This is a genomic window from Pseudocnuella soli, assembly GCF_004347775.1.
Taxonomy (GTDB): Bacteria; Bacteroidota; Bacteroidia; order Chitinophagales; family Chitinophagaceae; genus Flavisolibacter; species Flavisolibacter aquaticus.
Window position 1 is genome coordinate 3,443,072 of sequence record NZ_CP037755.1, and the last position, 15,070, is coordinate 3,458,141.

The 15,070-nt window shown below is 48.8% G+C and carries 12 protein-coding genes; 5 read left to right on the forward strand and 7 right to left on the reverse strand.

What is annotated here, in order from left to right; all coding sequences use genetic code 11:
- Positions 1–4 precede the first annotated feature (4 nt).
- Complete coding sequence (locus tag EPD17_RS14160) at positions 5–1,282, reverse strand: alpha-amylase family glycosyl hydrolase (RefSeq protein WP_240040630.1); 1,278 nt, start codon at positions 1,280–1,282, stop codon at positions 5–7.
- Positions 1,283–1,562: 280 nt separating this feature from the next.
- On the opposite strand from EPD17_RS14160, the gene EPD17_RS14165 reads away from it, so the two are divergent.
- Both EPD17_RS14165 and EPD17_RS14170 read left to right on the forward strand, forming a co-directional pair.
- Positions 1,563–2,795: a 4-hydroxy-3-methylbut-2-enyl diphosphate reductase gene (locus EPD17_RS14165; protein ID WP_132055218.1), complete on the forward strand. Its 1,233-nt coding sequence runs from the start codon at positions 1,563–1,565 to the stop codon at positions 2,793–2,795.
- A 93-nt stretch (positions 2,796–2,888) separates the two neighbouring features.
- Positions 2,889–3,353, forward strand: coding sequence for a hypothetical protein (locus EPD17_RS14170; RefSeq protein ID WP_204743158.1), 465 nt, complete (start codon positions 2,889–2,891; stop codon positions 3,351–3,353).
- Between the two features lie 68 nt (positions 3,354–3,421).
- Here EPD17_RS14170 and EPD17_RS14175 read toward each other — a convergent pair whose 3' ends face one another.
- The 4 genes from EPD17_RS14175 to EPD17_RS14190 all read right to left on the reverse strand — a co-directional run bounded on the left by EPD17_RS14175 (position 3,422) and on the right by EPD17_RS14190 (position 8,077).
- On the reverse strand, positions 3,422–3,931 hold the full coding sequence (locus EPD17_RS14175) for a hypothetical protein (protein WP_114233685.1): 510 nt from the start codon (positions 3,929–3,931) through the stop codon (positions 3,422–3,424).
- 12 nt (positions 3,932–3,943) lie between these two features.
- Positions 3,944–5,044 carry a zinc-dependent alcohol dehydrogenase gene (locus EPD17_RS14180; RefSeq protein ID WP_240040631.1) on the reverse strand — a complete coding sequence of 367 codons (1,101 nt, stop codon included), beginning with the start codon at positions 5,042–5,044 and terminating at the stop codon, positions 3,944–3,946.
- A 291-nt stretch (positions 5,045–5,335) separates the two neighbouring features.
- On the reverse strand, positions 5,336–7,018 hold the full coding sequence (glgP, locus tag EPD17_RS14185) for an alpha-glucan family phosphorylase (RefSeq protein ID WP_132055219.1): 1,683 nt from the start codon (positions 7,016–7,018) through the stop codon (positions 5,336–5,338).
- A 93-nt stretch (positions 7,019–7,111) separates the two neighbouring features.
- Positions 7,112–8,077: a hypothetical protein gene (locus EPD17_RS14190; protein ID WP_132055221.1), complete on the reverse strand. Its 966-nt coding sequence runs from the start codon at positions 8,075–8,077 to the stop codon at positions 7,112–7,114.
- 217 nt (positions 8,078–8,294) lie between these two features.
- On the opposite strand from EPD17_RS14190, the gene EPD17_RS14195 reads away from it, so the two are divergent.
- The 3 genes from EPD17_RS14195 to EPD17_RS14205 all read left to right on the forward strand — a co-directional run bounded on the left by EPD17_RS14195 (position 8,295) and on the right by EPD17_RS14205 (position 11,141).
- On the forward strand, positions 8,295–8,954 hold the full coding sequence (locus EPD17_RS14195; protein ID WP_132055223.1) for a metal-dependent transcriptional regulator: 660 nt from the start codon (positions 8,295–8,297) through the stop codon (positions 8,952–8,954).
- Positions 8,951–9,775: a ZIP family metal transporter gene (locus tag EPD17_RS14200; RefSeq protein WP_204743160.1), complete on the forward strand. Its 825-nt coding sequence runs from the start codon at positions 8,951–8,953 to the stop codon at positions 9,773–9,775. The genes EPD17_RS14195 and EPD17_RS14200 overlap by 4 nt, the downstream gene beginning before the upstream one ends.
- A 130-nt stretch (positions 9,776–9,905) precedes the next feature.
- Entirely contained in the window at positions 9,906–11,141 is a 1,236-nt protein-coding gene (locus tag EPD17_RS14205; protein WP_132055227.1) for an isocitrate dehydrogenase (NADP(+)), read from the forward strand.
- A gap of 229 nt (positions 11,142–11,370) precedes the next feature.
- On the opposite strand, the gene EPD17_RS14210 is transcribed toward EPD17_RS14205, so the two are convergent.
- Positions 11,371–11,997 carry a response regulator transcription factor gene (locus tag EPD17_RS14210; protein ID WP_132055229.1) on the reverse strand — a complete coding sequence of 209 codons (627 nt, stop codon included), beginning with the start codon at positions 11,995–11,997 and terminating at the stop codon, positions 11,371–11,373.
- A gap of 39 nt (positions 11,998–12,036) precedes the next feature.
- Positions 12,037–14,913 carry a sensor histidine kinase gene (locus EPD17_RS14215; RefSeq protein ID WP_132055231.1) on the reverse strand — a complete coding sequence of 959 codons (2,877 nt, stop codon included), beginning with the start codon at positions 14,911–14,913 and terminating at the stop codon, positions 12,037–12,039.
- Positions 14,914–15,070: the final 157 nt, after the last annotated feature.

Below are 15,070 nucleotides of genomic sequence, written 5' to 3' on the forward strand. Positions count from 1 at the left end.
GTTTCTATTTTTCATAAACCAAATACTGCCACGGCTTCAACTCCAAAGATTGTTGGTTAGCCAACTCAATTTTATTGCCGGCAAAAACATTTTGAAATGTGCCACCAACTGCGCCAGCCGGCAATTGAACTGTGGTCGCTGTGCCAGAAAGATTGAGCAGCACCAGCACCTGACGGTCGCCCTTGGTGCGCAGGTAAGCAAGCACCTGCCCGTCGGCATTGGTATGCAGGCGCTGCACGGGTGCCACCTGGTCGTTGCCGTTGAGCGCCGGATGCGTTGCGTGCAGGGTAAGCAGCCTTTTGTAAAAATCGTGGAGCTGGTAATTTCCGTTCCATTGGATCACGTCTTTTTCGAAAAATTCCAGGCGTTTGTTGTTGGGCAGTTCCTGTCCCGAATACAACAGCGGCAAACCCGGCCAGGTAGCCGAAAACACGGCCAGCGGCAGTGCTGCTTCGCCATATTTTTCATACTCGGTGCCGTTCCAGCTGTTCTCGTCGTGGTTAGTGGTAAACCATGCCTGCATACCCGGCGCGGCCTGGTATTCGTTCAACACGCTGTCCAGCGAAGAAACCGGGCGGCGTTCCTGGTAAAATTCCCGGGCCCGGTGCATGAATTTCCAAGTGTATGCTGCATCAAACACCTGCATATAGTCGGGATTGTCCAGCGGGTCCAGCTCGCCCAGCCAGAACAAGGGCTTTACCTGTTGCAGTTCTTTTTTTGCTTCCACCCAAAAATCCAGTTCCACCCAAAAGGCCAGGTCGCAGCGGAATCCATCGATGCCGGTTTCCGTAACCCAAAACTTCATCGCGTCGATCATAGCGCGGCGCAGCTTCGGATTTTTAAAATCCAGCTCAATGATATCGTCCATGCCCGAGGCTTTTTTAAAATCATTGGTGGCCGAATCTTTTTCATACCAGTCGGGGTGCGTTTTGGTCCATACATGGTCCCAACCGGTGTGGTTGGCCACCCAGTCAATGATCACCTTGAAACCCATATCGTGGGCCTGGCGCACAAAAGCCTTCCAGTCATCCATGGTGCCAAACTCGGGGCTTACCGAAGTGTAATCTGCCGCCGCATAATAGCTGCCGAGGCTACCTTTCTTATTTTTCTGCGCAATGGGCGTAATAGGCATGAACCAAAGCGTTTTTACGCCCATATCCTTTAGGCGGGGCAGGTTTTTGGCAAATGCGTTTATGGTGCCTTCCTGCGTGTATTGCCGCAGGTTTACTTCGTAAATGTTGGTGTGCTGTATCCAGGCTAATGAATTAGGAACGGTCTCCATTGTAGCAGTGTTGATTTTTTTGTTAACGGAACAGGACAGCAACGTAGCAGCTGCCAACCCGGTAAATATCGCCCGTTTCATCATGGCAAAAAGTTTAGGTCCCGAAATTAAGGAGGAAAAAGGAACAAATGTGTGACGAATACACATTTGAATTATGAAATTGTTTTACAGAAAAGGCACATCGTGCAGCATGCACATTTCGCAATAATGACTTTTGCATTTTGCCTTTTTCCCCACCGCCATTCCTCGTTACCTTTGCTCTGCAAAAACAAAAGCCTGCATGAAAAGCTTCGATGTTCCGGTGATGTACCGCAGCCCGCTGATTTCGGCCATTAAAAAAAGACGCAAGGAGGAAGACCGACTTAAACGCGACTTCTCGCCTACCCTGCTCGATTTTGGCCCGCTGCGCATTTACCTGGCCCGGCATTTTGGTTTTTGTTACGGCGTGGAAAATGCCATTGATATTGCTTTTCGCACCATAGATGAAAATCCCGGCAAACGCATTTTTTTGCTTTCCGAAATGATCCACAACCCACAGGTAAACGCCGACCTGAAGGGCCGCGGCGTTCAGTTTTTACAGGATAATAAAGGGCAGCCGATCATTGATTTTGAAACCCTCACTGCCGATGATATTGTGCTGATCCCGGCTTTTGGCGCCACCCTCGCCATTGAAGCGCAATTGCGCAATATTGGCATCCAGGTGGAGCGCTACGATACGACCTGCCCATTTGTGGAAAAAGTTTGGAACCGCAGCGAAGTGATTGCGAAAAACGGCTACACCATCATCATCCACGGCAAGCCATCGCATGAAGAAACCCGTGCCACCTTTTCGCATGCCGCGGCCAATGCGCCGTCGGTGGTGGTAAAAAACATGGCGCAAACCATTGAGCTGGCTAAATACATCACGGGTGAAAAACCGGCTGCTGATTTTTACACCGAATTTGAAGGACAATACTCGCCTGGTTTCGAAGTGCAACAGCACCTGCAACGGATTGGTGTGGTGAACCAAACTACCATGCTCGCCTCCGACACACAGGCCATTGCCGATTACCTGAAGGAAGTGATGGTACAGCATTTTGGCCTGCAAGACAACCAGGTAAAAGAACGGTTTGCCGATACCCGCGATACGCTGTGCTATGCCACCAACGACAACCAGGGTGCCGTTACCGGCATGTTGCAAACACCGGCTGACCTGGCGATTGTAGTGGGTGGATATAATTCGTCCAACACATCGCACCTGGTGGAACTGTGCGAGGAGCAATTGCCCACTTATTACATCAGCAGCGAGGCAAAAATCCTGTCGCAACAAACCATCCAACACTACGATTTTCACAACAAGCAGGAACTTGTTACCCACAACTTTTTGCCGGCTCAACAACCCATAAGCATCCTAATCACCAGCGGTGCATCTTGCCCCGACGCAGTGGTGGAAGATGTGATTCGCAGGCTGCTGCAGTTTTACCCCGATGCTCGCAGCATCGAGGAAATTACGGCCATGTTTGGCGGTCAATGATTTTTCGATTTTTACAAAACGGCATTTCCATAATTGCTCGATGGGTTAAACGAAGCGGCGTATATTCAATACCGTAAGCTAAAACCAACCATTTTGAAATCATTGATTGTCCCAATCGTTGTTGTGTTACTGGCAGCCTGTAACTCGGAGCCGGCGGCGGAAAAAGAGCTTGACCCCGTACATCCCCTGGTGGGTACCTGGAAGTTGCTGAAAGGAACAACCATCCAGGAAAACGATACCGTGGTGACTGATTACACGAACAACAGTTCGTTTATCAAAATTATCAACGACACGCATTTTGCATTCCTCAACCACGATCTGAAAAAAGGGAAAGATAGTAGCGCAGCGGTGTTTGTAGCAGGTGGTGGCACCTATACTTTAACCGGCAACACCTACACTGAAAGCCTGGAGTATTGCACCGCCCGTGATTGGGAAGGAAATGATTTTACTTTTACCCTTTCATTTAAAGGTGATACGCTGACCCAGCAAGGAACCGAAGTGGTGGAAAGTGCAGGCGTCAACCGCATCAACATCGAGCAATATGTACGGATCAGGTAAATGACGACAAATTCATTTTAATAAAAACAAAAATGGCTGCCCGAAACGGGCAGCCATTTTTAATGATACTAATCATCATCGTCATCGCGGGTAAACCACCAAAAGGCCAACGCAGCCACGCCCACAATCATGCCTATTCGGGCTGCCGTGCCGGCGGGGTCATGTTTCCATTTTCCCTTGTAGCCTTTTTCGGCAAAAATGTTGGGAAAATGCCCGTGCCGTATATCGTCGAGCACGCCTTCTACCGCATTTACACGGTCGGCCAGCAGCAGCGGCAACCAGTGCCCATAGCTGTTTTCGCTGTATTTAAATGCAAATCGCCGGATGGCGCCGCTCAAACCCGTGGGCGGTGAAGTGGTTCCAAAAACAGCCGTAATATTTGGCCGTTCGTTGGAGTGCAATACTTCCACTGTTACGGGCTGCAGCGGTGGCCGCTCCCAGGTGTACCCCTTGTGCTCACCATTGTTGCGGTGTTTGTAGGGATATGTGGGATCGTTCTTAGGATCGGCATCAATGCCCCACCCTTTTATATCGGGCCGTTCCGACCCGCGGTTATTTTCAAATGGTCTTTTTTCCATGATGTTTACATTTTACATTCTGGCAGAAGGAGGTATCAAAACAGGCTTCACGCAGTTGTCCAGCTTATCGGAGAAAATGCGGTAGCCATCGGCAACATCTTCCAGTGGAATGCGGTGCGTGATCAATCCTTTGGGATCAAGCACACCGTTTTGCACATGCTCGATCAGCCGGGGCAACAATCTTTTTACCGAAGCCTGGTTGGCGCGAATAGTCAGCCCTTTGTTAACTACATTACCAATCGGCACCAGGTTATCGGTGGGGCCATATACACCCACTACGGAAATGATGCCGCCTTTTTTTACCGAATTGATAGCCCAATGCAGTGCAGTGGCAGAGCCCGCCTGCAGTAAGGTTTTGCGGCCGGTGATGGTTTGCAATGCATTGCCGGCAGCTTCGGCACCTACAGCATCAATGCACACATCGGCGCCCAGCGCATCGGTTGTTTTTTTGGCAAAAAGCACCACATCGCCCAGCGACCGGAAATTGTATGCTTCGCATTTGGCGTATTGCCGTGCAAACTCGAGGCGATATTCCACATGGTCAATGATGATAACCCGGTGTGCCCCAAACAGCCACGCACAGCGTGCTGCCATGATGCCTACGGGGCCGGCGCCAAATACCATCACGGTATCCCCTTTTTGAATGCCCGCCATTTCCGCGGCCTGGTACCCGGTAGGCGTCACGTCGGTAAGCATAACTGCATCATCCACATCCATGCCTTCGGGAATAATGGTGGGGCCCACATTGGCATAGGGCACCCGCACATACTCGGCTTGGCCGCCATCGTAGCCACCGGCGGTGTGTGAGTAACCGAAAATGCCGCCCACCGCTGTTGCCTGCGGGTTCGATTCGTGGCAGTTGCCAAACAACTCCTGCTGGCAAAACACACAGGTGCCGCATGCAATATTAAACGGCACCAAAATATGGTCGCCAACTTTGAGCTTGGTAACATCGCCACCCACTTCTTCCACAATGCCGGTAAACTCGTGCCCAAACGTGGTGCCTACCCTGGTGTCGGGCACGTTGCCGTTGTACAGGTGCAAATCCGATCCGCAAATGCAGGAACGCGTTACCCGCACAATCACATCCTGCGGGTGCAGTATTTCAGGCATCGGCTTTTGGCTAACGCGGACTCGCCTGGTGCCGCGATAATTCATTGCTAGCATAATCCTACCTTTTTCTTTTAAGTCCGTAAAAAAATGGCCACCGGCTGTTTTAAGTCGTTATCAGGAATTATAAAATCTATTGCCCGGCGGCTGGTTGAACAGATTAGGTTTAATATAAATTTCGTGCCGCCTGCAAACGCAGAGCTTTAATAATCAATGCAATAGATGAGGTAGCTGGCACAAAAAAAGCCCCTGCTGAATGCAGGGGCTTTTTTTATTTTAAAATAAATTGTTCGATCAATAAGTGGCTTCCACGTTGTGGTACTCCTGGTACAACATCTCGTAGTACTCATTGGCCATCCGGTTGCTGTCAAACTGCAGCCACACATCACGCATGCCGTTCTTTACAATCTGGCGCCAGGTGTCGCGGTCGTCGTAGTACAGCGGCAGCACTTCTTTTTGCAAAATTTCATACAACTGGTCCAGGTCGTATTGATCCTGCTCTTGCACACTCATTTGGTGGTAGTTGGCCGGAGGCACTACAAAACCATTGTTGCCGTGGTGTACAAATTCCGGGATCCAGCCGTCGTTGGTCGAGAAATTCACCGCGCCGTTCATCGCTGCCGTCATGCCGCTGGTGCCCGATGCTTCGCGGGGAACGCGGGGATTATTTAACCAGCAGTCGGCAGCTTGTTTCAGGCGTTTGCTTAGGCCCAGTTCGTATCCAATCATCACCGCCACGTTCTTATGGCGTTTGCTCAGGTGTACCAGGTGATTAAACTCGGAGATAGCCGGGTAATCGAGTGGGTAAGGTTTGCCTGCCCAAATAATCTGCACCGGGTATTTAGCATTGGTGAGCAGTGCTTCAAAACGCTTTTCATCTGTTGCAATGAGGCCCGCTCTTTTATAACCGGCAAAGCGGCGTGCCCAAACAATGGTAAATACATTCGGGTTGAAGATCTTGCCGGTTTGATCGGCAACGATTTCAAAGGCCCGTTTTTTCATCCATTTTTTGCGGTCGTCAAACGCTACATCGTCGCCATCTTCGCGGAAACGATATAAGGCTTTGTCGGCCCAGTATTGCCAGTTTTGCGCATTGGTGATGGAAAGAATGGGCGCAATGTTGTCGTACTTGCTCCACATATCGCGGCTTACCTCACCGTGCAACTGCGACACACCATTGGCAATGCGGGCAAACCGCAATGCAGCCAGTGAGTGGTTAAACTGGTCATCGGGCATTCCGGTGAGCTTGCGTACTTCGTCAACCGATAGGCCGCAGAAATAACTCATTTTATGACACAGATAAATGTCGTGTTTTTCGTTGCCGGCTTCTTCAGGAGTGTGGGTGGTAAACACCATACGCTTTTGTACTTCAGCCAGGTTGTTGTTGAACTTGCGGTACAGGTAAAAACCTGCTGAAACAGCGTGTGCTTCGTTGAGGTGATATACATCCGGTGTAAAACCAATCTCGTCGAGCAGGCGTGCACCGCCCACACCCAGCAGGATAAACTGCGCCACCTTTGTTGCCACGTTGGCATCGTACAGGCGGTGGGTAATGGTTTGCGACACGTAATCGTTCTCCGGGATATCGGTCGTCATCAAGAACAGCGGCGCCGAATTAAAGGTTGTGGGCGGCAGGTACATAACCTTTACCCACACTGGGTGTTCGTGCACAGTGATCGAAAACTTGATACCGGTATCTTCCAAAAAGCTGTATTGCTTTTCCATCCAGGTAACCTGCAGAGTTTGGTCCTGGTTGCGTACCTGGTCGTAATAACCGTATTTCCAAAGAATGCCAATGCCTATCAGGTTTTGGCGCAATTCGTAAGCACTACGCATGTGCGATCCGGCCAAAAAGCCGAGTCCGCCACTATAAATTTTGAGCGGCTGGTGCACCGCAAATTCCATTGAGAAATAAGCCACCTGGCGGCTGTAGCGATCATCAATAGGATAAGGAACCTTATATTTTCTGAAATCCATATGAACGGAGTTTAAAGAACAAATAAACGCAAATTTTGACGAAGCGTGTACCGGATACACAAATTATTTCGTCATACAACCTCATCATTTCAATCAGGCAGAAACCTTTTTTTGGTCACCTGTTTTTTTCTTGGCTTCTTTCTTTCGGGGAAATTTTCCATCGAAAGAACATTCAATGCCTCTTTTCGATCCGCAGCCTTCCTCCTCTTCCAAAGTCACGCCGGTTTTTGTAAACGTGAGGTTGAGTACACAGGGCTCACCGGGCTGGCGGAATATGGCGGTAGTGGGCGAAAGGATTTGCACATCGCCTTTTATTTCGCCGGTGCAAGCACCATTTTTCTTTTCAATATGAATAAATACGGTCAGCAGATCAGGCTTACGGCCATCCCTAACCGAAACAATATTTTTCTTGTCCTGCTGGTAATCGCCTGCCCATTTATGGGTGCGGGCCAGTGTATCAATCGGGTTGATCAGTTCCACATCATCGGGGTGCAGCGGGTCGGTCATCACCAGGTCGAACCGGCTGGTAGCAGCGGTGTAGGTAAACACATCCTTCCCTTCGGCCGGCACATCATCCTGCATGCGTTCGGTAATGGTGCGCAGCACAGACATGTTTTTGTCCAGCACCGACACCTGCACCGTTTTGCTGTTGTTATCAGGCACTAAAAAAGGCAACACTGCTTTAAACTGGTCACCTTCCGCAACCGCCATGAGGGCAGCACGCTTGTTGCCGCCACTTGCATTTACCAAAAAGAATGTTCCTTTGCTGCCTTCAAACCGTGCCATGGGTGTGTAGCGCACCTTTGCTTTTGCGCCAAACAATTCGGCACGAAGGCTGTCGGGCACCAGGCTTAAAAACTCGGGCAACCGGATCTGCGTGGTGTCTTTATTTTCCAACAAGGCTGTATCAGTTAATTGATAGGGCAAGCTTTCATTTTTAAACAAATCGCCAAAACCCGAATAGCCCTCTGCTTCTTCGGCATCGTCGCCCGGAGCATTGCTGTTATTGCCGCAGGCGGCAAGGGAAAAAAGGAACAGGAAAAGTAAAATTCTGGCCATGGGCTTAATTGTGCCTAAAGTAAACTAAAAATGAGGAATTAGCAGGGCAACGCAATGCAGGCCAACAAAAACATGCCAGAGGATTTCGGGTTTTGAAATAAGTTCCGGCTCAAACATGCTACTACTTTGCAGTTCCCTTTGTTTCTTTTTAAAAAATGGCATGGAATTTATTTAGATGACTCGAAATAAATTTTTAGATTAGTCTAAATTTTTCGCCTTGTTTTCGCATACCGAAGAAAATTACCTCAAAACCATTTACCACCTGCAGCTGGATACCGGAAAGGTAACCACCAACGCATTGGCACAGCAGCTCAACACCAAGCCGGCTACTGTGACGGACATGATGAAAAAGCTACACGCTAAAAACCTGTTGCATTACACACCGTACTATGGCTTTTCGCTGAGCAATGAGGGTAAAAAAGCGGCGCTTTTTATTGTGCGGCGTCATAGGTTGTGGGAGGCTTTCCTGGCTGAGAAACTAGCCTTCCCACCAGAAGAAGTACACGAAATTGCTGAAGAACTGGAACATGTGCGCCATGCGAAACTGGTGGAACGGCTCGATGCGTTTTTGGGTTACCCGCAATTTGATCCGCATGGCGACCCCATCCCTGACAAGAAAGGAAAGGTGCCCCAATCTCAATTAACCAACCTGGGTGATTTGCCGATTGGCACAGTGGCGGTGCTGCAAGCTGTGGCGCAACAGACGAAGCCGCTGCTGGCGCAGCTTTCGGCAAAAAAAATAGCCATCGGCAGCCAGCTTGAAGTGCGGAGTCGCTCCCCTTTTGATCAAATGCTGGAAATAAAAATCGACAATAAAATCATCTCCATTTCTGCTCAGTTGGCCAGCCACCTGCTGGTAAAAAAGCAACCATCATGAAAGCAATCGAAACGTTTTTTGAAGGCATCGGTCCTGTATACGCTGCACTGTTGGCCACTACGTTTACCTGGCTCGTTACGGCCGCCGGCGCTTCGCTGGTATTTTTCTTTAAAACGCTCAACCGCAGCGTGCTCGATCCCATGCTCGGGTTTACGGGTGGTGTAATGGTGGCGGCTTCATTTTGGTCGCTGCTGGCGCCATCCATCGAAATGTCGGAGCGGCTGTACCCGGGCATGAGTTGGATGCCGGCTGCCGTTGGCTTTTTCCTTGGCGCCGCATTTTTATATGTGCTTGATAAACTAACGCCGCACCTCCACATCAATTTCGGCGCTGAAGAAACCGAGGGTATGAAAACACAATGGCACCGCACTACCCTGCTGGTGCTGGCCATTACGCTGCACAATATTCCCGAAGGTTTGGCGGTTGGTGTGTTGTTTGGCGCTGCCGCCAATGGTATGCCCGAAGCCAGCATTGCCGGTGCCATTGCGCTGGCGTTAGGTATCGGTATTCAAAATTTTCCGGAAGGCATTGCTGTAGCAATGCCGCTGCGCCGCCATGGCGTAAGCCGGTTGAAAAGCTTTTGGTATGGCCAGCTTTCTGCTTTTGTAGAACCCTTTGCAGGCGTAGTGGGCGCCATTGCTGTAATTTACATGCAGCCCATTTTACCATTTGCACTGGCCTTTGCCGCCGGTGCCATGATCTACGTGGTGGTGGAAGAAGTGATACCGGAAACACAGCGGGATAAATACACAGACCGGTCAGTGATTGGGTTTATGATGGGTTTTCTCATCATGATGATCCTGGATGTTTCCCTCGGTTAGCGTTTTAATTTTTTACAAAAAATGCAGTGCAATTATGTGGTTTGATCAACTTGTTGCAGGCTTTGCCGCTTTGACGCAAACATTTTATATAATGTCTTAGTTTTGGCCCCGCAATAAAACGCTTCCCAACATGACCCAAAAAATCAAAGTGGCCAATCCGGTGGTAGAACTGGATGGCGATGAAATGACCCGCATCATCTGGAAATTCATTAAGGACAAGCTGATCCTCCCCTATATTGACGTTGACATTAAATATTACGATCTGGGCATAGAGTACCGCGATCAAACCAACGACCAAGTAACCGTGGATGCCGCCAACGCCATACGCCAGTACGGTGTGGGCATTAAATGCGCCACCATTACGCCTGACGAAGACCGCGTAAAAGAGTTTAGCCTGAAGCAAATGTGGAAAAGCCCGAACGGTACGATCCGCAACATTCTTGATGGCACCGTGTTTCGTGAGCCGATCGTGATCAACAACATTCCACGCCTGGTGACTACATGGGACCGCCCCATTGTAGTAGGCCGCCACGCTTTTGGCGACCAGTACCGCGCTACTGATTTTGTAGTAAAAGGTAAAGGCAAACTCACCATCACTTTCCAGGGTGACGACGGCACCAAGCAAGAGTACGAAGTGTACAATTACAGCGGTGAAGGTGGCGTGGCGCTGGCCATGTACAACACCGACGAAAGCATTCGCGGATTTGCCCGCAGCTGTATGAACATGGCGCTGCAAAAAGGCTGGCCGCTGTACATGAGCACCAAAAACACCATCCTGAAAAAATATGATGGCCGCTTCAAAGACATTTTCCAAGAGGTGTTTGATGCCGAGTTTACGCAGAAATTTAAAGACGCAGGTATTACCTATGAGCACCGCCTGATCGACGACATGGTAGCTTCTGCCATGAAGTGGAACGGTGGCTTTGTATGGGCTTGTAAAAACTACGATGGCGACGTGCAAAGCGACTCCGTAGCACAAGGCTTTGGCTCACTGGGCCTGATGACCTCGGTGCTGGTTACACCTGACGGCCAAACCATGGAAGCCGAAGCAGCACACGGCACTGTTACCCGCCACTACCGCGAACACCAGAAAGGCAACCCCACCTCCACCAACCCCATCGCTTCCATTTTTGCATGGACCAGGGGGTTGGCGTTCCGCGGCAAGCTGGATAACAACCAGGAGCTGATTGATTTTTGTAATGCGTTGGAAGCTGTTTGTATTGAAACAGTGGAAAGCGGCAAAATGACCAAGGACCTGGCGCTGACCATCAAACCCGGAAAGGTTCAACATGGTACAGATTTCTTGTATACAGAAGAATTTCTGGACGCCATTGACGAAAACCTGAAAAAGAAGATGGCCCGATAAATAGGCAGAACATCCAACAAAAAACCCGGCGTACTGCCGGGTTTTTTGTTGGATGCAAACCATTCATTATTTGATATTTAGGTAAAAAATATCCCATAAATATGGGATAACCCGGGACGTAAACCCAACGTACCTTTGCCTTGTAAACAACCAAAACTAACTGCATTCTCTCTTTAACGTAACAAAACTGCCTACTTCCACAGAAGCAGGCTTTTTTATTTTATGCCCACTATAAGCGAAAGCGGGCTGCGATTTCTGACCGGGAGTTAACTTTCAGCTTCACGTATATTTTTTTAATATGAGAAAATACCGTGTCGAGTGAAATAAAACAACGAGCCGCAATGTCTTTGTAAGACAGGCCTTCAATGAGCAAGTTCAGAATTTCAGTTTCCCTTTTTGTGAGGTTATAATCGGTGGTGGATGGCCGTTGTGGCGCCTGCTTAGAAAAGTAGTTTAAAATCTTGCGGGCAATCTGGCCATTCATGATGCTTTCACCCTGGTGAATGGAGCGGATTGCATCGATGATCTTTTCGGGCGGGTCTTTTTTCAGCAAGTATCCGAGTGCTCCTGCCTTCACCGATTGAAAGATTTTTTCTTCGTCTTCAAAAACCGTGAGCATCAGGATGTTTGCTTCGCTGTAAACATCCTTAATGAGGCGGATGCCTTCAATGCCCGATGTTACCGGCAGGTCAATATCAAGAATCACCACGTCGGGCTGTGTACGTAATACCACTGACTGAATATCGGTCAGCCGGTCACTGATATGCACAATATCAAAATCGGGCACTTTGGAAATAAACAGCTGCAGCGCTTTTCTATAGGCCGCATTGTCCTCAATCATCACCAGTTTGATCATACACTTGCTTTTAAGTTGGCCCACACATGGCCTGTTTGCCTAAGATACTTTAACCGGCACCATCACCCGCACCGAAGTGCCGGGAACGTTGTTTTCCTGAAAATAAATAAATGCTTTCATGCTTCTGGTGCGGCTCACCAAGTTTTCCATGCCGTGGCGTTGCGTGGGCTGATGTTGCAGGTCGATCCCCACGCCGTTATCGGCCACCACCATGGATATATGCCCGTTGTTCCACTCCAACTTTATCTGGCAATGCGTAGCGCTGGAATGTTTCACCACGTTGTTCACCAGTTCCTTAAAAATAAGGTACAAGTTGCGCTTGGTAACCAATGGCAACTCCTGCACCAATAGTGATTCGTTTACTTCAAAACTGCAGCCAATACCTGCGCCTTTCAACAGCGGCTCGGCAAACGACCGCATCCGCGACACCAGTTGCACCACCGTATCGTTCTTTGGGTTGATGCTCCACACCAGGTCATCGAGCTTACCAATTACCTCGCGGGTATTTTCCTGGATCAGGTCCAGGTATTCTTTATGATCGCCATCCTTGCGGGCCATAGCCGAGTAAATATTGATGCTGCTAAGGGTGGAACCGATTTCGTCGTGCAGGTCTTTGGAGATGGTCCGCCGCACCTGCTCAACCTTGAGTACTTGCCGGATGCGATATCGATATACACCATAAAACATGAGCGCAAGCAGGCCGATGCTGCTCAGGTAAAAAGCGATGGTACGCCACCATGGTTTTTCAATGGTGAATTTGAAGGTTGCTGGTGTGCCTTCCTGTGAGCCACCCACTACCGCAATGGCTTCAAATGTGTACGAACCGGGATTCAGCGACGAAAACCGAACAATTCGTTCACCTTCCTGCGTCACAAACCATTGATCTTCACCTTCGCCGCCCACAAGCCGGTATTTGAAGTACACCGTATTCGACGGGCTGTAGTAAGGAATGGATAAATTAAACTGAATATTGTTTTGATTATGACTGAGTGTTGTTGAAGTGAGGGCTATTTCATCGTTGCGGCCAATCTGCATTGCCTGCAAATATGTTTTCAAAACTTTGAAGGCTGGCGCCGGTTGCAACAGTACTTTGTACAAACCATTATTGGTAGAGAGCAAAGCAGTATCGCCAACCACAGCTACATCATGGACATTGGCGCCGGACTCCTGTGGCAACTCAACCCCGTGCACCAATGCTTCCGAGTCAAGGTCAAGCAGCTGAATGGCTTTATCCTGGAATACCCATAAATACTTGTCTGTTTTTTTCATCCGCACAATACTGTTGGAAAACAACCCTTCGTCTGCGGCAATGAATTTGTGCTCTGTTTTCTTTTTTACAATCAGGCCGGCGTTCAAAGTACCAATAAAGAGTTTGTTGCCATGGGCGATCATTGAATTAGCATACACCTTTTCACTATCCACCATCAACGGCTTAGGCGCTTCGCCTCCCAACTGGAAAACACCCGTCATAAACGAAACATACAAATCCGAATCACCAAGAAGAGCCAATGTTCGAACCCTATGCTGGTACAAATAAATCTTGTCGGGAACATTCCCATTTTCGATGAGCGAACGAAAAGCATTATTCCAACCTTTTAAGTCAACCACTTCAATGGCTGAATTGGTTCCAAACATGCCATCCGGCGGCATTAAGAACAACCCTGCAGAGGAAGCTGCGATTGAATAGTTCTTTTTTAAGGCTGCAGCTTTGATAATTGCGTTAGAAAATGGAGTACTGCTAATGCCCTCCCTATTCATCAGGTAAGAAAGCGATGAAGTGCCGATCAGTAAACTGCTGTCTCTTTGCTGCGAGATATATGTCACAGACCCGATACCTTTTGCAAACGACTTATCCCAAACCAATTTTTGCTTTGAAAAATCGTACAGGAATAACCGGGAATCGTCGGTGCCCATCAACATGTTGCCCTGCCAGCCATGCATAGCAGTCACCTTTCCGCCGCTTTTTAAAAACGGAATATCGATCTTTGAAATACTGGCAGTTGCAGGTTCAACCAACAAGCCTTGCCCCAGTGTACTTACCCATCTATTTCTCTGAAAATCAGTAACTACATCACTGATATTATAGCCGCCGTATGGCTGAAGTTTTGCGTTTGGCGTTATGGCAACACTTTGATCTTTTGCGTTAATCCATAACACTTTGCCATCCGGCGTTGTGGAGTTTATATAGCCATGTACCTTCATGGTATTGGCCAGCACAACATCACTGCCTTTGATCAACAATTTGGCAAGCACGCCTGTTGGGTTAATGATCAAATAGGCCGTGTCGTTGAATGAGGTGGGCTGCAATGTGTAGGTTTCACCGCTTTCCAACAGCGGAACCTCATCTTCCCGTTGAACAGTTTGCAAACCCTTTTTCTTGTTGTATATAAACCAAAGGCTTTTGCCACTTGCCAGCACATTATCGCCTACCGCGGAAAGCGACAATGTCCCGCCGACCTTTTCAAAATCAGTTTTTACATACCGCCCTTCCAACGTTCGTGTATCGCACACAAATAATCCAAACCTGCTGGTTACCACCAGTTCATCGTTGCACAAAACCATCCGTGGAAAATAGTTTTCTGCTTCGTTTTGGTAAGCGTCCAGCAAAAAAATCTGGTCGTTTTCGATATAGAAGATTTGGCCGGTGAAGTTGTGGAACCAAATCCGGCCAAAGCGATCCTCAACCAGATCCGTTATGCTCAGTGAAGACCGCCTCGGATGCGCAAAATGCGTAAAAGACACGCCATCATATCGGCTGATTCCCATATCATGGCCTACCCACAAAAAGCCTTTTCGATCCACTAACAAATCAAAAATTTCCTTCGTCGGTAGCCCCCTGATTTCAGTCAGGCCACTTTGCCCCCAACTAAGGCAGCAGGCTTGCAGCAATAAAACTAAAAACAGGGCTCTGCGCATATCGGTTGCAAATTTATGGGCTAGATACGGCGATGGTTTCAAATTCCGCCCGAACCCGTCAATCTGCCCGCCAAACAAACCCTTCAGGCGGCAAAGGCGATAGTTTTTAAAAAACGCCTAAACCTATATTAAAACGCCATTTACTACGGTGCGTTCT